Source organism: Parabacteroides timonensis, assembly GCF_900128505.1.
GTDB lineage: Bacteria > Bacteroidota > Bacteroidia > Bacteroidales > Tannerellaceae > Parabacteroides > Parabacteroides timonensis.
Genome location: NZ_LT669941.1, coordinates 773,951 through 794,422 on the forward strand (window position 1 = coordinate 773,951; position 20,472 = coordinate 794,422).

Here is a 20,472-nt window from a genome sequence, read left to right on the forward strand (position 1 = left end):
ATTTTATGTCAAAATTATAAAAACCGGTTATTTAAATGCTTATTTATCAACGTTCATTAGAAATTATAATTACATTTGCCATCAGGATACACACCGGTGTGAATTTTATACAAACCTTGAATTATATTATATGGATACATACGAAAACCTTTCCAGGGAAGAGTTGATAAATCGAATAAAAGTTTTGGAGACAGATATTGCCCAATATGCTTTGAAAGATGCTGAAATAGAGAAAATGAACGAAAATCTTCTGAATCAGCGGAAAATAAACTTTCTGAACATATTAATGAATACTATTCTCTCTAATATTTTTGTGGCAATTTCAGTAAAAGACGTTTTTGATAGTTTCAAATATATCTATTTCAATCAGGCTGCAGAAGATTTTATGGGGGTGAATGCCTCTGAGGTGATCGGGAAAACAGATTTTGATCTTTTCTCCGATCCGCGGAGAGCCCATGAAATCCGTACAGAAGATTATTCAACCATAAATCATGGAAGATCGGATAAGTCGATGATCGAATATGAGAAGCCTAATGGTGAGATCCGTGTTGTAAATATGGTTCGCCTTTTAATTACGAATCCGGACCCGGGAGCTTCCCCTTTATTGTTGGCTATGCTTTGGGATATTACTGAACAACGTCAAAATGAACTGGACCTGATTAAAGCGCAAGAGGCCGATAAGATGAAGAATGCTTTTATTGCTAATATGAGTCATGAAATACGAACGCCTTTGAATGCAATTGTCGGTTTCTCAAGATTAATCACAGAAACGGATAATGCAAGTGAACAGCAAGAGTTCCTTACAATAATCAATAATAACAGTGATCTGTTACTCCAGCTGATTAATGATATCCTTGATTTTGCAAAAATAGAATCAGGAACATTGAACTATAATATTTCATGGGTAGATTTGAAAGATATTTGTCATGAAGTATATGTTTCACAATCCCTGAAAATGACATCGGATGTCGCTTTATTGTTTCATGGGGATTTACTGCCTTCTGTTAGAATACAGACAGATACACAGCGTGTTGAGCAGGTATTGCTCAATCTTCTTTCCAATGCAATAAAATGTACTTATCAGGGTTTTGTCTCTTTGTCATACGAAGTTGAAGGAGAGTTTGTCCGTGTTTCTGTTACCGATACCGGGATCGGAATTGCAAAAGAGAAGCAGGCTTCTGTCTTTGACCGGTTTGTAAAACTGGATGATTTCAGGCAGGGGACAGGCTTAGGTTTATCCATTTGTAAAATGATCATAGAAAAACTGGGTGGAGAAATAGGACTCAGGTCGGAATTGGGAAAAGGCTCTACTTTCTGGTTTACTTTGCCTATAACCGATTCAACAGCTCCTGCACTAAATGAAAAAGACGATAAGGTACCTACAGAGATTATTCCGGATGCTTTACCGGGTCAATTTACTATTCTTGTTGCAGAGGATGTACTGGAAAATTACCTTTTGTTGCAGGCTGTCCTGAAGCAGCAGTATCGCCTGATCTACGCGGAGAATGGGGAAGTAGCAGTACAGATGTTTAAAATTTATAAACCCGATTTAATCCTGATGGATATAAAAATGCCTGTAATGGATGGATTTTCTGCAACCTGCGATATACGGAGGCTTTCCTCGGATGTCCCAATTCTGGCTCTCTCTGCATTTGCATTCGATAAGGAAAAAGAGAAGGCTAAAGATTGTCAATTCGATGATTATCTGGTCAAACCGGTTGACATACCTTTGTTGAAATATAAAATCAAATATTACCTAAATAAAAACAAAGAGAAGATATGAAACAAGCATTTGTGTTCCTGGCAACAGGATTTGAAGAAATTGAAGCACTAGGTACTGTCGATATATTACGCAGAGGAGGTATCAGGGTATCGACTGTCTCTATTATGGGAGAATTGAAAGTAATGGGAGCACATAACATTCCTGTTGTAGCTGATTTTGTTTTTGAAGAAGCGGATTTCAGTGCTGTGGATGCTTTGATCCTCCCCGGAGGTATTCCCGGTAGTAATCACTTGAATACCTGTACACGCCTGAAGGAACTTATCCTGAAAAAATATCAGGAAGACGTAATATTGGCTGCTATTTGTGCCGGACCTATGGTTTTAGGAGGCTTAGGCCTGTTAAAAGGCCGTAGGGCTACTTGTTTTCCTAATTTCGAACCCACCATGATAGGAGCAACACCAACCTATACCGGTGTAGAACAGGATGGTAACATCATAACCTGCAAAGGTCCGGGATTTGTTTTTGAATTTGGATTAGCCATTCTGAAATCTCTCCGCGACGAAGAAATCGCAGATGAAGTGGCTGCAGCTTTACAAGTCAATATGTAATATATAGTCAGGAGTTTTGTTTTCAAACGAAACTCCTGAACCATCACCACCTTTTTACAGTTCTTTCATTGGGGTATATAAGATTGCCTGCAAATTCTTATCTTTGAAGTGTTGTTTCTTGTCTTCAGAAGAAAGACGAAAGCATTATATTCATGTTGAACTAATAAAAGTGGTTGGAAATGAACGATTCAATACAAATATTTAAAGGAGAAGTCTTTTATTTCAAAGATTCACCTCTGAAAAGAGAAGATTCTTATTGTTATTATCCGGACGGAGCCTTGGTTGTATCGGAAGGAAAAGTGATGGAAGCGGGGCTATATGATAGACTCAAAGAAAAATATAATAACGCATATCTGACAGATTATTCAGAGAAATTGCTGATGCCCGGATTGATCGATTCGCATATCCATTATCCTCAGTCGGAAATGATCGGTATGTATGGAAAACAGTTACTTGACTGGTTGAACCAATATACATATCCTACAGAAGAAGCTTTTGCATCACAAGAGCATGCAGAAAGAGTTGCCAGGCTTTTCGTTAACGAACTATTTAGAAATGGAACGACCTGCTGTATGGCTTATGCAACAGTTCATAAAACCTCGGTAGATGCGCTCTTTTCTGTTGCTTCAGAATATAATATGAGGATGCTTACCGGAAAAGTTATGATGGACCGTAATGCCCCTCGGGCATTAACAGATACGGAGGAGAGTGGTTATACAGATAGCCGTGCACTTATCGAATCCTGGCATAAGAATGGGCGTAATCTTTATGTTGTTACTCCCAGGTTTTCAATAACATCCACACATGGTCAATTGATCACTGCCGCCCGTTTACACGAAGAATATCCGGATACTTATATTCAAACACATCTTTCAGAAAACAAGGGAGAAATAGACTCAACTCTTTCTTTGTCACCTGAATGTCAGGATTATCTCGAGGTTTACGAACGTGCAGGATTGGTGACGGATCGTTCTGTATTCGGACATTGCATTCATCTTTCTGACTCAGAATGCCGACGAATGGCTGAAGCAGGAGCTATCATAGCTCATTGTCCGACATCTAATCTGTTTCTTGGAAGCGGTTTATTTAATATGCAGCAGGCTAATCGTATAAACATACAAACAACGCTTGCCACAGATGTGGGTGGTGGAACTTCTTTTTCTCTTTGGAAAACAATGGCAGAATCTTATAAGATACAACAGTTGAACGGTTATTCGATGTCTGTATTCGAATCTTTATATAAATGTACACGTGGCACGGCTAAAGCTTTGATGCTGGATGATAAAATAGGTAGCTTTGAACCTGGCCGCGAAGCCGATTTTATTGTAGTGGATTGTACGGCTACATCTTCTCAACAAATGCGGAAAGAGTATCTTCAACGTATTGGAAAATGGACTCTTGAAAATAAGCTGTTCGGACTTCAAACATTGGGTGACGACCGTAATATAGCGGCAACTTATTTGATGGGAAGTCCTGTGTATCTTTCAGATACGGGCAATCATCAGGAAACAGGTGTGTAACACAACGGTTATAATGATCCAGAGCCGTTCGGCGGTTGCCGGGCGCAGCCGCAAAAAACGGTATTCGAGTCCTCCATGTTTGCAGGCGGAAAGGCAATCTCCACAATAGGTACAGGTGTATCCGATTTGTCCTTTTTCTATGTTTTCTTTATGTAAAGCATCATATTTGCAGGATTTTAAACAGGCCATGCAATGTGTGCAATCGTTATTCAGTTTTACCCGAAAAGGAGAGAGGTATTTCATAAATGAGACTAATGTCCCGATAGGGCAATAACTGCTGCAATGGATCATTTTCTTGTATCGTCGCGATAACAACAGCATAATTATTAGTCCGATCAATCCTACGGCAATTCCAGCAAGTGTAGCTGTCCAGCCTTCAGCTCCGGTTAATCTTAAAATAATTGCCCCTGCAATTACCAGAAACAAAACACTGTAACGTAGCTGACGATGAAAACGAAAAGGTTTTTTATCCGTCTTTCCTTTCGCACTCCAGGCATCAAATGCCCCAAAATAACAAAGTTGACTGCACCAAGCCGGTCCGGAAAGCAATAATGTACTCAGGAAAAGAATTGGCATAAATAATCCTTCCATCCTGTATAGCGGGCCTGCAAGAATAATAGCCGGAACAGGCAGGTGTAGCTTTCCGGTCATGAGGAATACGGAGTTAACCAAAATACTCAGCAACAACTGTCCGAAAAAGACAACCGAGAAAAGCAACCAAGCCCTTGTTCTCCATTTGGGACGTTCTTTCCTGTCCTGCATTTTATAGCAAAGCAGTGCTCCATAAATAATGGCTATGCAGATTTGTATCCAACCACCTAAAGGGAATAACCGTTCCAGTAAAAGCAAAGGCTTAGATGGAACGACTTGCACAATAATCAGCAAAACTGCTATTGAAAAAGCCGCTATGGCAGAAGAATAGAGATATTGTTTGTTCATTCAGGATTATAAAATAAGCTATACGTTTATTCGCCCACCAATTGTGGAAGAGCTTCTTTCAGAATTTCATTAGCCCTCTCATAATCCTTTTCAAAAACATATATCTCTAGCTGAAAACCGGAGATATTCCCCAATACATTAGATATGTTTTCGTTCTTAAAGAAAGACTCTATACCTTCATTGATCAGTAAATCCTTCAAAAGACCTGCCTGGAAACTATTTTCTAATGTTGATAAAAAAACTGTTTTCATGATAATTGTGTTTTAGGACTCTTATTCTTACAAAGATACTTTTTTATTTCATCTTTTTATAACCGAATAAAGAAATGATGGGCGATATTATATATATCCACAAGTATGCTAAAAGCTGGTTGCTCTGTTAAATCGATGGTGCTGTTTTGATAAAATGATGCTAATATCTTAGTTTTGGTGTTAATATGCCGAGTATTTGCCGTAGAAAATATCCATGAGTAGTTTCAGAAATACGTTTTTAGAAGATGTATTGTTACAATAATTAACAAATGTCATCTTAGATCCTTTTTTCAGACTTGTTTTAAAGAAATTATCAGTTCGTTTAAAACGAGTTTTTTTTCCGTTTAAACGAAATGGTGCTTTGTCTAAAGCGGGAAATATGTTAAAAGGTGTTGCTTTGCTAGTGTTTGAATGCATCGTTTTGCTTAAATAGTATGTTTTTGAGCAGTTTTATTCTCCAGATGATCTCTTGAATGGACCTGAAATAGAATGACAAAAATATAATTATTATCTATTTTCGCAATAAAAGGACATAATAGGCGAAATACTAATACCGGTTTATCGTAATGTTATTGCATAATGAAGCTATCTGATATATAGTAACCTTGTGAGGATTTGATAAAACATGGTTGTTGCGTCTCTTGTCGGGTACAGCCGATCTATATATAGGCAGAAATAACAATTTGACACATTGGATATTCAGGTAAATATTCAGTTGCTCTATATAATATTTGTATTGACTCTTCGTTTACTAAAGAATGATTGTAACAAAAAATTTAAAGTGATGATATTATGAAAATAGCAAGAAAGCTATATTATGCTTTTCCACCCTCTTTACGCTTTGTGGTGAGAAGATTGTTCTATCTCCCTATTGATTTTTATGAAGGCCTTACAGGAAAAAGGGATAAAATGACCCCTATGCGCGGAATGATTTTTATCGGATCGGGCGATTTTAAAAAGCAAGGGGGTCATTTGCTCGATCTGGTTGTTAAGTATGCCGATTTAAAACCGTCTGGCAAAATTCTGGATGTGGGTTGCGGTATCGGACGTTTAGCTGTTCCCTTAACCCGTTATTTGAATGCAGATGGGCAGTATGATGGTTTTGACATTGTAAAAAAAGGAATAGATTGGTGCAAAAAGAAAATAACGGTTAGTTTCCCCAACTTCCATTTTTTATACATAGACTTAAAAAATGACCTTTATAATTTGAGTACGGATGATAAAGCTAAGGACTTTAAATTTCCTTATCCTCAGAAAACATTTGATTGTGTCGTGCTCACTTCCGTTTTTACGCATATGATGCCGGATGACGTCGATAATTATCTGGGGCAGATTTCCAAGGTAATGAAACAAGATGGAAAATGTTTGGCTACATTCTTCTTATTAACTCCGGAGATAAAACAACAAATGAAGGAAGATGTGATTGAGTTTAAGTTTCTTCATTCCTTTAACGGTTATAGCTTGATGGATAAAAAGGTTAAGGAAGCTAATATTGCTTTTGATGAATCATATCTGGATTCTCTGTTGGAAAAGAATGGTTTATTCGCAGAATCGAAATATCAGGGAAGTTGGTCTCATGGCGCTTCTCCGCTGGATTTTCAGGATGTAGTTATTATAAGGAAGAAATAATCACATTGGCTTTTATAAAAACGAATATCCCGATATTTCAATGAATAAATATCGGGATATTCGTTTCATATATCTTTAAAATACCTGCATTGCATTTTTTACCGTCGTTACGCCGATTAAACGGTCATATTGAGTCCCCATCGGACGGTAATAAACATAAATACTATATTCGTTTTCCGTTTGGTAATAGTTTCCTTCAATAGGACCGGTTTCGCCCACAGTGCTGCCATTCGGTACATAAAGATACTGATAATTGTAACTTCCCTGTTTAAGCAGTACTGCCTTTTCATATTGATGGGTTTCAAAATTATATCCCATTTTGCTCTTTTCATCCAGTACGTTATGGAATAGTTCGCCGTTCAGGTAAACATTTCCATCGAGGAAAGGATCACAGGCTAAGGCAAAATGCACTATACAATAGTCCGCTTCCGTGTCCGGATCGTCACAACTACTACACCGGATGAAAAAGCGCCCGTCCTGATCCTGATCGTACTGATAGGTCTGGTTACTGCGTTTATGATCGGTCATCAACTCCACATTGTAATAAGGATTATGGTAAGATATATTTTCAATATGCATCCCGTTGTATTTAGTACTCAGGAATTCCATGCGCCGATACTCATTACCTGCAGAAAAAATAAGATTGCGGTTGTAAGTATATGATATCTGATTTTCTTGTATCGACATCGGTTGTAAGCCAGAGACTGCATTATCACGACGATTATCCTGATAAACAAATATCTTCAGATCCGTCTGAGGATATGGGATCGGGAAATTCTTGTTGTTAATAGTGAAGCTTACCTGTTGGTGAGTCTGGTTAGTATCGATATCCGTGTTTCCACTGACAGATGCCGCAATATTGATCATCGGTTCTACAACAGAGAAGCAGGCGGTCAGAACAATCTGGTCCGGAATATCTTCATTGTAGATCTGTACTGCATAATTCCCGGAGATTTTGAACTGCACGTCGTCATTCGGCAACAGCAGATTATAGTTTGTGTACTGCGTCGTGGTGTTAATGGAATTCGCGAAGTCATCTATTGTTAATCCCTGAAAACCACTCATATATTGAATGGGAGAGAGGATGGACTTCTGCCAGTTGGCATCACAATGGATGATAGAATAGGAGTAGCGGACACCACCCTGTTCCAACGCATCGAAGTTGATCTGGATCTGCTGACCTCCGTTCAATTCGATATAAGGCTCGGAAATAAACTCTCCTGCCACCTTCACCTGAAGGGTTTTTATCAGCTTGCTGTTAACGTCGGTAAAGTACGTTTGCTGAGCATTGGCCTGCATTACAGCGGCACAAAACAACAAAAATAATAAACAATATACTCTCATTTTCATGTCTCTTTCTTTGACGGTACAAAATTATGGAATTATTTCTCTAATTATTTCTTTAATCCTGCTTTAAAGCATAAAAATTTATGTACTTTTGCGGGAAAATTACATATAAACAATTTTAGTTGTATCATGGCAAATGTGATTAAGATTAAAAAGGGTTTAGACATTAATCTGAAGGGCAAAGCTTCGGACGTACTGTTAAACACCGGGAAAAGCGACAGTTATGCTATCGTCCCCGATTATTATAACGGTATTACCCCCAAAGTTGTTGCCAAAGTAGGAGAAAAAGTCAAAGCCGGTTCTGTATTGATGATCGATAAGAACCGCCCGGAGATCAAGTTCGTTTCACCCGTTAGCGGTGAAGTAACTGCCGTAAACCGAGGAGAGAAGCGTAAAGTGCTTAGCATCGTTGTTAAGCCGGACACGCAGATCGAGTACGAGGATTTCGGTAAGAAAAATGTGTCTTCGCTGAAAAGTGAAGAGGTAAAAGAAGCCCTGCTCAATGGTGGTATGTGGCCTTTTATCAAACAGCGTCCGTACGATATCGTAGCTACGCCGTCAGATGAACCGCGTGACATTTTCGTGTCTGCGTTCTATTCTGCACCGTTGGCTCCGAATTTCGATTTCATTTTGAAAGGACAGGAAGCTGATTTCCAGACCGGGTTGGATGCACTGGCAAAACTTACCAAAGGTAAAGTGTATGTCGGTGTCAGAAAAGGTTCTTCCGTGAATGTGAAAGGTGTTGAAACGGTTGAGTTTGAAGGACCACATCCTGCAGGTAACGTAGGGGTACAGATCAACCATATCAAACCGGTGAACAAACTCGAAGTAGTTTGGGTGGTAAACCCGGCAGATGTGATCGTTATCGGTCGTCTGTTTAACAAAGGTGTAGCTGATTTCAGCCGTTTGGTTGCTATCACAGGTTCTGAAACAACAGAAAGAGGATACGTTAAAACTATTTCCGGTTGTACGATCAACAGTTTGGTTGCAGGAAAGATCCTGGAAGGCAAGGAAGATCTTCGTATCATCAGCGGAAATGTGCTGACCGGAACGAAAGTTCGTAAAGATGATTATTTGGGTGCTTACGATAATCAGATCACCGTGATCCCTGAAGGAGACAAAACTTATGACTTCTTCGGTTGGGCAACTCCGGGATTCGGAAAATACAGTGTAAGTCATTCTTTCTTTACCTGGTTGGCTCCGAAGAGCAAAGAATATGTAATCGATGCACGTATCAAAGGAGGTAAACGCGCCATGATCATGTCGAACGAATACGAAAAAGTATTCCCGATGAGCATCTATCCCGAATACCTGCTGAAAGCCATTATCGCTTTCGATATCGATAAAATGGAAAATCTGGGTATCTATGAAGTTGCCCCGGAAGATTTTGCACTTTGTGAATTTGTTGACACTTCCAAGATCGAGATCCAGAAGATCGTACGTCAGGGATTGGATCTGTTATACAAGGAAATGAATTAATAACATAAAAAATTAGAATACATTGAAAGCGTTAAGGAATTACCTCGACAAGATTAAGCCTAACTTTGAGGAAGGCGGAAAGCTGGCGATGTTCCGTTCTGTATTCGAAGGTGTTGAAACATTCTTATTTGTTCCGAGCACCACTTCGAAATCAGGCGTGCATATTCACGACTATATCGATTCTAAGCGTACCATGACTGTGGTTATTATCGCTTTGTTGCCTGCTTTGCTTTTTGGTATGTACAATGTCGGCTATCAACACAATCTGGCTGTTGGTGCTGATCCCGGATTTTTGATGACATTCATCTTCGGTTTCCTGGCTGTACTGCCTAAAATTATTGTTTCGTACGTAGTAGGTCTGGGTATCGAGTTTGCTGTTGCCCAGGTGAAAAAAGAAGAAATTCAGGAAGGTTTCCTGGTTTCGGGTATATTGATCCCGATGATCGTTCCTATCGATACTCCGCTGTGGATGATTGCTGTGGCTACTGCTTTTGCGGTTATTTTTGCTAAGGAAGTATTCGGTGGTACTGGTTACAACGTGTTTAACGTTGCATTGGTAACACGTGCGTTCCTGTTCTTTGCTTATCCGGCTGCCATGTCTGGCGACCAGGTATTCGTTCGCACAGCCGATACATTCGGACTGGGTGCAGGAACAGTAGTTGACGGTTTCTCCGGAGCCACTCCGCTGGGACAGGTTGCTATTGCCGGTAAAGATATGATCGGTTCATTCCAGACAGTTGACGTACTGGGTAACCCGATGACTACCTGGGATATGTTCCTGGGACTGATTCCGGGTTCAATCGGTGAAACATCCGTATTGGCTATCCTGATCGGTGCTGTTATCCTTCTGTATACTCAGATCGCAAGCTGGAAGACCATGCTGTCTGTATTTGTAGGTGGTGCTGTTATGGCTGCTATCTTCAATATGATCGGTACAACGGTGGCTATGTGTGTATCTCCGATCGATCATTTGTTCCTGGGCGGTTTTGCTTTTGGTGCCGTATTTATGGCTACCGACCCTGTGACATCTGCACGTACTGAAACAGGTAAATATATCTATGGCTTCCTGGTAGGAGCAATGGCTATCATTATCCGTGCATTAAACCCGGGTTATCCTGAAGGTATGATGCTTGCTATCCTGTTGATGAATGTATTTGCTCCGCTGATCGACTACTATGTGGTAGAAGCTAACATCAACCGCAGATTGAAACGTGTAATCAAATAATGTAAGAAGGAGTATGGCAAAATATAAATGTAAAGTATGTGGATATATCCACGAAGGAAATAAAGCTCCGGATGTTTGTCCTGTATGTGGCGTTCCTGCTTCTGAATTTGAAGAAATCAAAGAGGCTGCTGCCGGTAAGAAGGGATTGGATAGAGATAGCAACGTATATACAGTAGTTTATGCTTCTGTAATGGTTGTTTTGGTAGCTGTTGTATTGGCATTTACTTCTCAATCGCTGAGAACTTTCCAGCAGAAGAACGAAGATAACGACAAGAGACAGCAGATCCTGCGTTCAATCAATGTATCTGTTCAGCCTAATGAAGCTGAAGCAAAATACAGTGAACTGATCAAAGAATCTTTCCTTGTGAATGAAAATGGAGAAAAGGTAGAAGGTGACGCATTTACTGCAACACCAGATCAACATCCGGTATTCGTAGCCAATGTAGATGGTAAAAACAAATATATCATGGCTTTGTCAGGTGCAGGTTTGTGGGGACCTCTGTGGGGATATCTTTCCGTTGATGAAGACAAGAATACAATTTTTGGTGCAGACTTCAGCCACCAGGGAGAAACTCCGGGATTGGGTGCTGAGATCTCAAAACCAGAATTCAGCAAAGAATTCAAAGGTAAAAAATTGTTCTTCAACGGTGAATTCAAATCCGTAGCTATTGTTAAGCCGGGTAAGAGCGTAGCCGGTCAGGACTATGTTGACGGTATTTCAGGTGGTACGATCACCAGTCAGGGGGTTGACCATATGTTGTTCAATAGCCTGAATGGTTATGTTAAGTTTTTAACCTCACAAAATCAGTAAGAAGATGGGATTATTATCAAGTAAGAATAAAGAAGTTCTGTTAGGCCCGTTGAGCACAAACAACCCTGTCATCGTACAGATGTTGGGTATCTGTTCTGCATTGGCTGTAACATCAAAACTTGAGCCGTCTATTGTAATGGGTATTTCCGTGACGGCTGTGGTGGCGTTTGCCAACGTGATTATTTCGTTACTGCGTAATACAATTCCTAACCGTATCCGTATTATCGTACAGTTGGTAGTTGTTGCCGCATTGGTAACTATTGTAAGTGAAGTATTGAAAGCATTTGCCTATGATGTAAATAAGCAGCTTTCGGTGTTCGTTGGTCTGATCATTACCAACTGTATCCTGATGGGACGTCTGGAGGCGTTCGCCCTGGGTAACGGTCCGTGGGAATCTTTCCTGGACGGTATTGGTAATGGTTTGGGGTATGCTCTGATCCTTGTGATCGTAGGTTTCTTCCGTGAATTATTAGGTTCTGGTACGTTACTTGGATTCCAGGTGATCCCGCAGGCATTCTACGACTTCGGCTATGTAAACAATGGTTTGATGATCCTGCCTCCGATGGCTTTGATCGTGATTGCCGTGATTATATGGGTTCACCGTTCTAAGAACAAAGAGCTTCAAGAAAATTAATACAAACTATTAAACGAATAATAGAATGGAAGAATATTTAAGCACGTTTGTCCGCTCGATCTTCGTAGACAACATGATTTTCGCATACTATCTGGGTATGTGTTCTTTCCTGGCTGTTTCCAAGAACGTAAAGACTGCTTTAGGATTGGGTATGGCTGTAACGTTCATCTTGGTATGTACGTTGCCGATCAACTATATGCTCGAAAATTATATATTGAAAGAAGGCGCCATGAGCTGGTTAGGCGCTGAATATGCAGGAGTGAATCTGAGTTTCCTTTCTCTGATCATCTTCATCGCCATCATTGCTTCATTTACGCAGTTGGTTGAAATGGTTGTTGAGAAATTTGCTCCGGCATTGTATGCATCTCTGGGTATCTTTTTGCCGCTTATCGCTGTGAACTGTGCTATCCTGGGTGGTTCTCTGTTTATGCAACAAAGAGCATTTCCTAATGTAGGAGTTGCTACTGTATACGGTTTAGGTTCTGGTATCGGTTGGATGCTGGCTATCGTTGGTATGGCTGCTATCCGTGAAAAATTGGCTTATTCGGATATACCGAAGCCTTTGAAAGGTCTGGGTATTACCTTTATCATTACCGGTCTGATGGGTATGGCATTTATGTGCTTCTCAGGACTTAAGATCTAAGTATTAACGCATTAAACAAGAATAAAGATGATTATATTAATGTCGGGCGGACTTACCATTGCAGTTGGAGCAGTCGTTTTCCTTGTGATTACACTGATCCTTGTTGGTTCGCTTTTATTTGCGAAAGCAAAATTAATACCATCGGGCAATGTGAGGATGGTTGTTAACGGAGAAAAGGAATACGATGTTCCCATTGGTGGAACTGTATTGAATACGCTTCAGAGTGAAGGTATTTTCCTGTCGTCTGCTTGTGGTGGTAGCGGTAGCTGTGGACAGTGCCGTTGTCAGGTGCCGGAAGGTGGCGGAAACATTCTTCCTACGGAAGTTGGTTTCTTCTCTCGTAAACAAATTAAAGATCATTGGAGACTGGGTTGCCAGACCAAGATAAAAGAAGATATCAAGATCAAAGTTCCTGATGAAGTATTCGGAGTTAAGGAATGGGAATGCGAAGTGATCAGCAACAAGAACGTGGCAACCTTTATCAAAGAGTTTATCGTTGCTCTGCCTAAGGGTGAACACATGGACTTCGTTCCGGGTTCTTATGCACAGATCAAGATTCCTGCATATACTATGGATTATGACAAGGATATCGATAAAGACCTGATCGGTGAAGGTTATCTGCCGGCATGGAAGAATTTCGGTTTGTTCGGTTTGAAATGTCAGAACACTGAACCGACTATCCGTGCTTACTCAATGGCCAACTATCCTGCAGAAGGAGACCGTATCATGTTGACTGTACGTATCGCGACTCCTCCTTTCAAACCGAAAGAACAGGGTCCTGGATTCCAGGATGTAATGCCGGGTATTGCTTCTTCTTATATCTTTACCCTGAAACCGGGTGATAAGGTAATCATGAGCGGTCCTTACGGTGATTTCCATCCGATCTTCGACTCTAAGAGAGAAATGATGTGGGTCGGCGGTGGTGCTGGTATGGCTCCGTTGCGTGCTCAGATCATGCACATGACTAAGACATTGAAAACAACAGATCGTAAGATGTCTTACTTCTATGGTGCACGTGCATTGAATGAAGTGTTCTATCTGCAAGACTTCCTGGAAATAGAAAAAGAATTCCCGAACTTTACTTTCCATCTGGCGCTTGACCGCCCGGATCCTGCAGCTGATGCAGCAGGTGTGAAGTATACAGCTGGTTTCGTTCATCAGGTAATTTACGATACTTATCTGAAGGATCACGAAGCTCCGGAAGATATCGAATATTACATGTGTGGTCCGGGCCCGATGTCGAAAGCGGTAGAAAATATGCTTGACAATCTGGGTGTACCTCGCGAAATGTTACACTTCGATGACTTCGGTGCATAAAAAACGGTAGGTATTTACAAGCCTCAATAAATAAAAAGGGAAGAAATAATATTTTCTTCCCTTTTTTTGTAATATCATGCAGCATTTTCCGTTCTTATTACATCTTAGCTAATATAGACATAAAATTGAGCAAGATTATGAAGTTGTTGATTCTATCTTTTTTCGCAGTAATACTAGGTTATTCTCTTCTTTTCAATGAAAAAGAAGAGATTCAGCAGCCTATCCATGGTGTTGACAATTCCGTGTATATTCAAAAAACAGATACACAGCGAATTGACTCTATTGAAATTTATCGCGACAGAACAGCATACGCGTTATAGACTTTTTTTTAAAATACTCATAATAGCAATATTTATTCGACAAAAGTTTGTTTTTTAAATAAATATTGCTACGTTTGTTCCGTATAATTGTTAATATACGGAAATGCTACATTCTTTTATCACTATATATACTTCTGATTTTTGGATAACTATGCTCCTTGGGGTATTGTTTTTTTTGTGTTTACCAGTATTTACTGGTAAGATAAACCGACTATTTCAAATAAATAATGTGATTTGTATTATTCCGGTTATTTCTGATTCTGTTTTTGCGGGGAAACAGGACAGGTTGGCAGGGAATAAAATGATCATTATTCCTCATACGTCACGTAACAAATATCTGATAAAAAATTCCAGGTACCGATTGGGGGAATGAACCCTTATCCGGCAGAGATGTGCTGAAGGATAAGGGGAGAGGCTTTGTGGAAGAAACTAAATACTTGTTTATCTGTACTCTTTTCAGGTAAATAAGAATGATGTTATTGCCTTTTCCTTCCAATTTTCAGACTTCCAGAATCCCATATTCGGGAAGCCCATCCAAAAAAGAATAAGTAAGGTTTTCATAATTGATTTTGCAGCAAAAATGGTTGATGCCATTACTGACTGTCAGGTAACGTACGCGCAATACCATGTTATAACGTACTATTTGGTCGAAAACAGCCTTCGTTATCTCTATGGTGGGGGCTTTATACTCCACAATCATTAAAGGGGCTAAAAAACGGTTATATGCAACTGTGTCACATCGTTTGGATGTACCATTCAGTTTCAGGGGAACTTCATTCGCCAGAAGTTCTTTCGGGTATCCTTTGTCTGTTATCAGATAATTGACAAAATGCTGACGTACCCATTCTTCGGGTGTCAGGGCTACATATTTGCGGCGTACCGGATCGAATATAACAGGTTTCCCGTCTTTTTCCTTTACTTTCGCTGCGAATGTTGGCAGGTTTAATGATAGCATTTATTATATTTGTCGTTTATATTATACACTATAATTCTACCCTCAAAGGTAATGATTTATGAAAACAAAACAAGAAATCGTTGAAAATTGGCTGCCTCGTTATACCGAGCGTAGGCTGGAAGATTTTGATAAGTATATCTTACTCACAAACTTTACCAAATATGTCGAGCTATTTGCTGAAAATTTTAATGTCCCGATACTTGGATTGAAAAGCTCTATGCCGAATGCTTCGGCCGAAGGCATTACCATTATTAACTTTGGAATGGGAAGTGCAAATGCGGCAACGATCATGGATTTGTTGTCGGCTGTTAGTCCAACTGCGGTTCTGTTTCTCGGTAAATGCGGTGGTTTAAAGAAAGCCAACAATCTGGGTGATTATGTTCTGCCGATCGCTGCAATCCGTGGTGAAGGAACTTCCAACGAGTATTTGCCGGCAGAAGTTCCGTCGCTTCCTGCATTTTCAATGTTGCGTGCTATTTCCTCTGCTGTTCGCGACCAGGGAAAAGATTATTGGACCGGTACGATTTATACAACAAACCGCCGTGTTTGGGAATACGACACTTCGTTCAAGGACTATTTGAAGCGTACGCATGCCACCGGTATCGATATGGAAACAGCGACTTTGCTTACGGCAGGCTTTGCCAATAAAATTCCAACGGGGGCTTTATTGATGATATCAGATAAACCTTTAGAGGAAGATGGGGTTAAAACAGAGGCGAGCGACCGGGCAGTTACCCGCAATTTTGCTCCGGAACATGTAAAATTAGGAATAGAAGCCCTTCATCAAATTATAGATGATAAAAAAACAGTCCGTCATATTCGGTTCAGTTGGTAATATTTAATGCTTTATTATGGCAAAAAAAGAAAATACGTTTGAGGAAATATGCCGGGATATCGTTGCTAAAAAGTTTCAGCCCGTTTATATATTAATGGGTGAAGAACCTTTTTTTATGGACAGGATAACAGATCTGCTCATAGAGAATGTGTTGGGTGAATCTGAGCGGGATTTCAATCAAATGGTGATGTATGGGGCCGATACGGATGCGGCTATGATTATAAATGCAGCCCGTCGGTTTCCGATGATGTCGGAATATCAGTTGGTAGTCGTACGTGAAGCACAACTGGTCCGCGATATAGAATTGCTGACCAACTATGTCAAAAATCCACTTAATTCGACGGTACTGGTTGTTAATTACAAATATAAGAACCTGGACAGAAGAAAGTCACTGGCAGCAGCGACTGAAAAAACAGGCGTTTTGTTTGAATCGAAAAAAATACCGGATTATAAAATGCCGGCATTTATCGTTTCGTTTATGCAACAGCGTTCCATCGGGATCGATCCAAAGGCCGCTCAAATGCTTTCAGACTTCCTTGGAAACGATTTAAGCCGTCTAAGTAAGGAATTGGACAAGCTGGCATTGATCTTGCCTGAAAAGGCCCCAAAACGCGTCACTCCGGAGTTGATAGAACAGAATATCGGAATAAGTAAAGAATACAATAACTTCGAGTTAATAAAAGCAATTGCAGTAAAGGACATATTAAAGGCAAACCGGATTGCTCAGTATTTCGAAAAGAATCCGAAAAGTAATCCGATACAGATGACCCTTCCTGTAATTTTTAATTATTTCTCCAACCTGTTGATCTGCTATTATACAAAGGACAGATCGGAAGGTGGTTTAATGACGGCTTTAGGTTTAAGGGGAACTTTTCAGGTAAAGGATTATATGACTGGATTAAGAAATTATCCGGCCATGAAAGTTTTTAATTTGATCAGTGACATTCGAACAACTGATGCCAGGTCAAAAGGAGTAGACAATTCTTCTGTATCGGATGCTGATTTACTCAAAGAATTATTATATAAAATACTTCATTAAAAAATAGAATCAGTAGTGTAAACTGCACATGGCGATAACTCTAGAATTCGCCATGTGCAGTTTTTTCGTTTCTGGCCGTAACAAGTCCTAACAACGGCTTTTTGTCCTTATTTTTCTAGAATAGTCAGATTTCCGAACATGAAAAAACAGAGTGCCTATCTTGTTTTTCAATGATTCCACCTGCATTTTACCCCTCTGAGAATTTAATATTTATTTCTTCTCGTATAGTTGTTTACAAATATCACGAAAAAATAAGCTTTTAGGGTATAGGATACAAAAGTATATCAGGTAGAGAAAGAGTTGTAACAAAAAACAAGACATATTGACAGTGGAGCCGTCTAAGTGAAAGATGTTAATTTATTAATGTGTACAGTTCTAAATGAGTTACATTTGTGTCTGGGAATATTTGTATACATTAGAACATCCTTAAAGGTTACTTTTGTGTCGAATAGAGTGATGATACAAATGTTTCAGTATACATTACTAATATAAATCAATAAAAATAGGTTTAAATACTGTTACAGTAAACATATATGATAATATATCAAAAACCAGCTAATTACCCTAATATATTAATTGTATACATTAATTCCTGTCAATTATTCCGTATATAAATGTGAAATGGCAACTTTATTGCATAATAAATGATATAATAATCCATTATGCAACAGGTATTTATTATATAAATTCATTAACACTACTTTAACCTCGTTTTGTGCCCCTTTGTATACGTTTACAAACGTATCAGACACAAATGTTTATAGATGGTCACAATTCTATCTGTTTATGATTATAAATATAAATTGCACAATTGGAAATAATGTGTTATATTTGTGTCATGGTTTAATTCTGTATCAAACCCTTGTAAACAGTCATATTGGCAGTTCTTTTTGATATATAATCCGCATTTTGGTTATGAAAGATCGTATTTTAGCAGTAATGGAACATGAAGGACTAACTCCTTCCAAATTTGCCGAAGCAATCGGTATCCAGCGATCAGCTATGTCACATATTATATCCGGTAGAAATAACCCCAGCCTGGATGTGCTGGTAAAAATTCTGGAACGGTTTACGTATGTAGATTCCGACTGGCTTTTATTCGGTAAAGGCAATATGATGCGCGAACATGTGTTAACTGAGCCCGATTTGTTTACAAAGACAACGATAAATCCGTCCAATCAGCCGGATTCTCCCGAATATCGCAAGGAAATTAGGGTTGAGACACCTGTAAACATGCCTAAACAGCCTGTAATAGAACAAATTGTGCTTCCTGAACAACCTTCCAGAAATGTGAGTAAAATAATGATATTCTATTCAGATAATACATTTGAGACTTTTACTCCTGAAAAAAACAAGAAAGACTAGGTCAGCATTGCTATATACATCTTATTCATGTATCTTTGTATAGAAATTGAGTAATCATATTATATGAAGAAGTACATGTTAGATATGAAGGTTACTGAAAACAACCACCTTCATAAAAATTATTGCCTGCTAAAATTAACCAGCGACGATACTTTGCCGGAAATGCTTCCCGGTCAGTTCGTTCAGGTGCTGGTGGATAACTCTCCTACAACATTTCTTCGCCGACCTATTTCAATTAACTTTATAGATAGAACAACCAATGAATTGTGGTTGCTTATCCAGTTGGTTGGCGATGGAACACGTCGTATGGCAGAATACCGTCCGGGAGATATTGTAAATATTATGTTGCCGTTGGGTAACAGTTTTACAATTCCTACCAGTGAAAGTAAAAATCAGAAGTTGCTGTTAATTGGTGGTGGTGTTGGTACTGCTCCGATGTTATGTTTGGGGGCAGCCTTAAAGAATGCCGGTTTTGAACCTGTATTCCTGTTAGGAGCACGCTCCAAGGATGATGTATTGCAACTGGATGAGTTTACGAAAATAGGAACTGTTCACATAACTACCGAAGACGGTTCTCTCGGTGAAAAAGGCTATGTAACAAACCATTCCGTATTGAAAAACGTTCATTTTGATAAAATTTACACATGTGGACCAAAGCCGATGATGGTAGCTGTCGCTAGATATGCCGCTACTGAATCGATCACATGCGAAGCCTCGCTTGAAAATACAATGGCCTGTGGTATAGGTGCTTGCCTATGCTGTGTGGAGAATACGAAAGAAGGTCATGTATGTGTTTGTACTGAAGGTCCCGTATTTAATATAGAGAAATTGACATGGCTGAGTTAAATGTAAACATAGGTAATTTGCAGTTGAAAAACCCGGTAATGACTGCTTCGGGTACATTTGGATACGGAGTAGAATATTCAGACTTTATGGATATTTCAAGATTGGGTGGTATTTTTGTAAAGGGAACAACTATTCAGCCACGCGAAGGAAATCTGTATCCCCGTATGGCGGAAACACCTTCCGGGATGTTGAATGCAGTAGGTCTGCAAAACAAAGGGGCCCAATATTTCGTGGATCATATTTATCCTTCTATTAAGGATATCGACACAAATATGATCGTAAATGTAAGTGGATCGTCTGTCGAAACATACGTGGAATGTGCAGAAAAGATTGCAGGATTGGATAAAATTCCAGCTATCGAACTCAATATTTCATGCCCGAATGTGAAGCAAGGCGGTATGGCTTTTGGCGTAACGACTTGCGGTGCGGCCGAAGTTGTAAAGGCAGTTCGCAAGGTTTATCCCAAGACCCTTATTGTAAAACTTTCTCCTAATGTAACCGACATAACCGAGATTGCAAAAGCAGTCGAAGCCGAAGGAGCAGACTCTGTTTCGCTTATCAATACCATGCTCGGAATGGCTATTGATGCAGAGAAGCGTAAACCTATATTATCTACAATAACTGGTGGTTTATCCGGTCCTTGTGTGAAGCCGGTTGCCCTCCGGATGGTATGGCAAACATACAAGGCAGTAAAGATACCTATCATCGGTTTAGGAGGTATTTCAAACTGGAAAGATGCGGTAGAATTTATGTTGGCCGGGGCCACGGCGATACAGATCGGAACTTACAATTTTGTTGATCCGACCGTATCGATAAAAGTGATTGACGGCATGAATGAGTATCTCGACAGACATGGATTTAAATCCGCGAGAGAACTTATTGGAGCTTTAGAAATATGATATTTCAATAAGAAAAGTGTCTGTTATAACCAAAACAGGCACTTTTCTTCGTTTTAGTAAAATATAGACCACAATCAAGTAAAAAAA

The 20,472-nt window shown here is 39.6% G+C and carries 19 protein-coding genes; 15 read left to right on the plus strand and 4 right to left on the minus strand.

Annotated features, from left to right (window positions below):
• Nucleotides 1–130: 130 nt before the first annotated feature.
• The 3 genes from BQ7394_RS10685 (at nt 131) to guaD (ending at nt 3,851) form a co-directional block, all read left to right on the plus strand.
• A complete protein-coding gene (locus BQ7394_RS10685; protein ID WP_075559978.1) occupies nt 131–1,783 on the plus strand; it encodes an ATP-binding protein in 1,653 nt (550 codons plus the stop codon).
• The gene (locus tag BQ7394_RS10690) at nt 1,780–2,331 is read left to right on the plus strand and encodes a DJ-1 family glyoxalase III (RefSeq protein ID WP_075557426.1); all 552 of its coding nucleotides are present in this window, start codon (nt 1,780–1,782) and stop codon (nt 2,329–2,331) included. The genes BQ7394_RS10685 and BQ7394_RS10690 overlap by 4 nt, the downstream gene beginning before the upstream one ends.
• A 179-nt stretch (nt 2,332–2,510) precedes the next feature.
• Nucleotides 2,511–3,851: a guanine deaminase gene (gene guaD / locus BQ7394_RS10695; protein ID WP_075557427.1), complete on the plus strand. Its 1,341-nt coding sequence runs from the start codon at nt 2,511–2,513 to the stop codon at nt 3,849–3,851.
• Here the strand turns inward: guaD and BQ7394_RS10700 are convergent.
• A complete protein-coding gene (locus BQ7394_RS10700; RefSeq protein WP_075557428.1) occupies nt 3,816–4,790 on the minus strand; it encodes a 4Fe-4S binding protein in 975 nt (324 codons plus the stop codon). The two genes, guaD and BQ7394_RS10700, sit on opposite strands and share 36 nt — an antisense overlap.
• A 26-nt stretch (nt 4,791–4,816) precedes the next feature.
• The gene (locus BQ7394_RS10705; protein ID WP_075557429.1) at nt 4,817–5,041 is read right to left on the minus strand and encodes a putative signal transducing protein; all 225 of its coding nucleotides are present in this window, start codon (nt 5,039–5,041) and stop codon (nt 4,817–4,819) included.
• A gap of 792 nt (nt 5,042–5,833) precedes the next feature.
• On the opposite strand from BQ7394_RS10705, the gene BQ7394_RS10715 reads away from it, so the two are divergent.
• The gene (locus BQ7394_RS10715) at nt 5,834–6,670 is read left to right on the plus strand and encodes a class I SAM-dependent methyltransferase (protein ID WP_082211845.1); all 837 of its coding nucleotides are present in this window, start codon (nt 5,834–5,836) and stop codon (nt 6,668–6,670) included.
• Between the two features lie 75 nt (nt 6,671–6,745).
• Here the strand turns inward: BQ7394_RS10715 and BQ7394_RS10720 are convergent, their stop codons facing one another.
• Nucleotides 6,746–8,014: a type IX secretion system plug protein gene (locus BQ7394_RS10720; RefSeq protein ID WP_075559979.1), complete on the minus strand. Its 1,269-nt coding sequence runs from the start codon at nt 8,012–8,014 to the stop codon at nt 6,746–6,748.
• Between the two features lie 132 nt (nt 8,015–8,146).
• Between BQ7394_RS10720 and BQ7394_RS10725 the strand changes: the two genes are divergently transcribed.
• The 6 genes from BQ7394_RS10725 to nqrF are packed head-to-tail and all read left to right on the plus strand — an operon-like array spanning nt 8,147 to nt 14,126.
• Entirely contained in the window at nt 8,147–9,496 is a 1,350-nt protein-coding gene (locus BQ7394_RS10725) for a Na(+)-translocating NADH-quinone reductase subunit A (protein WP_075557432.1), read from the plus strand.
• Between the two features lie 22 nt (nt 9,497–9,518).
• Nucleotides 9,519–10,721 carry an NADH:ubiquinone reductase (Na(+)-transporting) subunit B gene (locus BQ7394_RS10730; protein ID WP_075557433.1) on the plus strand — a complete coding sequence of 401 codons (1,203 nt, stop codon included), beginning with the start codon at nt 9,519–9,521 and terminating at the stop codon, nt 10,719–10,721.
• Between the two features lie 13 nt (nt 10,722–10,734).
• Nucleotides 10,735–11,532 carry an NADH:ubiquinone reductase (Na(+)-transporting) subunit C gene (gene nqrC / locus BQ7394_RS10735; protein ID WP_075557434.1) on the plus strand — a complete coding sequence of 266 codons (798 nt, stop codon included), beginning with the start codon at nt 10,735–10,737 and terminating at the stop codon, nt 11,530–11,532.
• A 4-nt stretch (nt 11,533–11,536) separates the two neighbouring features.
• Nucleotides 11,537–12,166 carry an NADH:ubiquinone reductase (Na(+)-transporting) subunit D gene (locus BQ7394_RS10740; RefSeq protein WP_075557435.1) on the plus strand — a complete coding sequence of 210 codons (630 nt, stop codon included), beginning with the start codon at nt 11,537–11,539 and terminating at the stop codon, nt 12,164–12,166.
• A 25-nt stretch (nt 12,167–12,191) separates the two neighbouring features.
• Nucleotides 12,192–12,809, plus strand: coding sequence for an NADH:ubiquinone reductase (Na(+)-transporting) subunit E (gene nqrE / locus BQ7394_RS10745; RefSeq protein WP_007656841.1), 618 nt, complete (start codon nt 12,192–12,194; stop codon nt 12,807–12,809).
• A gap of 27 nt (nt 12,810–12,836) precedes the next feature.
• Entirely contained in the window at nt 12,837–14,126 is a 1,290-nt protein-coding gene (gene nqrF, locus BQ7394_RS10750; RefSeq protein WP_082211848.1) for an NADH:ubiquinone reductase (Na(+)-transporting) subunit F, read from the plus strand.
• Between the two features lie 819 nt (nt 14,127–14,945).
• Here the strand turns inward: nqrF and BQ7394_RS10765 are convergent.
• Nucleotides 14,946–15,401: a type I restriction enzyme HsdR N-terminal domain-containing protein gene (locus tag BQ7394_RS10765; RefSeq protein WP_075557439.1), complete on the minus strand. Its 456-nt coding sequence runs from the start codon at nt 15,399–15,401 to the stop codon at nt 14,946–14,948.
• Between the two features lie 58 nt (nt 15,402–15,459).
• Between BQ7394_RS10765 and BQ7394_RS10770 the strand changes: the two genes are divergently transcribed.
• The 5 genes from BQ7394_RS10770 to BQ7394_RS10790 all read left to right on the plus strand — a co-directional run bounded on the left by BQ7394_RS10770 (nt 15,460) and on the right by BQ7394_RS10790 (nt 20,385).
• Nucleotides 15,460–16,236 carry an AMP nucleosidase gene (locus BQ7394_RS10770; RefSeq protein ID WP_075557440.1) on the plus strand — a complete coding sequence of 259 codons (777 nt, stop codon included), beginning with the start codon at nt 15,460–15,462 and terminating at the stop codon, nt 16,234–16,236.
• A 16-nt stretch (nt 16,237–16,252) separates the two neighbouring features.
• On the plus strand, nt 16,253–17,275 hold the full coding sequence (gene holA / locus BQ7394_RS10775) for a DNA polymerase III subunit delta (protein WP_075557441.1): 1,023 nt from the start codon (nt 16,253–16,255) through the stop codon (nt 17,273–17,275).
• Between the two features lie 915 nt (nt 17,276–18,190).
• Nucleotides 18,191–18,640 (plus strand): helix-turn-helix domain-containing protein, encoded by a 450-nt coding sequence (locus BQ7394_RS10780; RefSeq protein ID WP_075557442.1) that lies wholly within the window; start codon nt 18,191–18,193, stop codon nt 18,638–18,640.
• Nucleotides 18,641–18,703: 63 nt separating this feature from the next.
• The gene (locus tag BQ7394_RS10785) at nt 18,704–19,486 is read left to right on the plus strand and encodes a dihydroorotate dehydrogenase electron transfer subunit (RefSeq protein ID WP_075557443.1); all 783 of its coding nucleotides are present in this window, start codon (nt 18,704–18,706) and stop codon (nt 19,484–19,486) included.
• Entirely contained in the window at nt 19,474–20,385 is a 912-nt protein-coding gene (locus tag BQ7394_RS10790) for a dihydroorotate dehydrogenase (RefSeq protein ID WP_075557444.1), read from the plus strand. Before BQ7394_RS10785 ends, BQ7394_RS10790 begins: the two co-directional genes overlap by 13 nt.
• Nucleotides 20,386–20,472: the final 87 nt, after the last annotated feature.

Bases quoted from the DNA above. Each gene is read 5' to 3' on its own strand.
- BQ7394_RS10685 (WP_075559978.1), top strand. From the start codon at position 131: ATGGATACATACGAAAACCTTTCCAGGGAAGAGTTGATAAATCGAATA.
- BQ7394_RS10690 (WP_075557426.1), top strand. From the start codon at position 1,780: ATGAAACAAGCATTTGTGTTCCTGGCAACAGGATTTGAAGAAATTGAA.
- guaD (WP_075557427.1), top strand. From the start codon at position 2,511: ATGAACGATTCAATACAAATATTTAAAGGAGAAGTCTTTTATTTCAAA.
- BQ7394_RS10700 (WP_075557428.1), bottom strand. From the start codon at position 4,790: ATGAACAAACAATATCTCTATTCTTCTGCCATAGCGGCTTTTTCAATA.
- BQ7394_RS10705 (WP_075557429.1), bottom strand. From the start codon at position 5,041: ATGAAAACAGTTTTTTTATCAACATTAGAAAATAGTTTCCAGGCAGGT.
- BQ7394_RS10715 (WP_082211845.1), top strand. From the start codon at position 5,834: ATGAAAATAGCAAGAAAGCTATATTATGCTTTTCCACCCTCTTTACGC.
- BQ7394_RS10720 (WP_075559979.1), bottom strand. From the start codon at position 8,014: ATGAGAGTATATTGTTTATTATTTTTGTTGTTTTGTGCCGCTGTAATG.
- BQ7394_RS10725 (WP_075557432.1), top strand. From the start codon at position 8,147: ATGGCAAATGTGATTAAGATTAAAAAGGGTTTAGACATTAATCTGAAG.
- nqrC (WP_075557434.1), top strand. From the start codon at position 10,735: ATGGCAAAATATAAATGTAAAGTATGTGGATATATCCACGAAGGAAAT.
- BQ7394_RS10740 (WP_075557435.1), top strand. From the start codon at position 11,537: ATGGGATTATTATCAAGTAAGAATAAAGAAGTTCTGTTAGGCCCGTTG.
- nqrE (WP_007656841.1), top strand. From the start codon at position 12,192: ATGGAAGAATATTTAAGCACGTTTGTCCGCTCGATCTTCGTAGACAAC.
- nqrF (WP_082211848.1), top strand. From the start codon at position 12,837: ATGATTATATTAATGTCGGGCGGACTTACCATTGCAGTTGGAGCAGTC.
- BQ7394_RS10765 (WP_075557439.1), bottom strand. From the start codon at position 15,401: ATGCTATCATTAAACCTGCCAACATTCGCAGCGAAAGTAAAGGAAAAA.
- BQ7394_RS10770 (WP_075557440.1), top strand. From the start codon at position 15,460: ATGAAAACAAAACAAGAAATCGTTGAAAATTGGCTGCCTCGTTATACC.
- holA (WP_075557441.1), top strand. From the start codon at position 16,253: ATGGCAAAAAAAGAAAATACGTTTGAGGAAATATGCCGGGATATCGTT.
- BQ7394_RS10780 (WP_075557442.1), top strand. From the start codon at position 18,191: ATGAAAGATCGTATTTTAGCAGTAATGGAACATGAAGGACTAACTCCT.
- BQ7394_RS10785 (WP_075557443.1), top strand. From the start codon at position 18,704: ATGAAGAAGTACATGTTAGATATGAAGGTTACTGAAAACAACCACCTT.
- BQ7394_RS10790 (WP_075557444.1), top strand. From the start codon at position 19,474: ATGGCTGAGTTAAATGTAAACATAGGTAATTTGCAGTTGAAAAACCCG.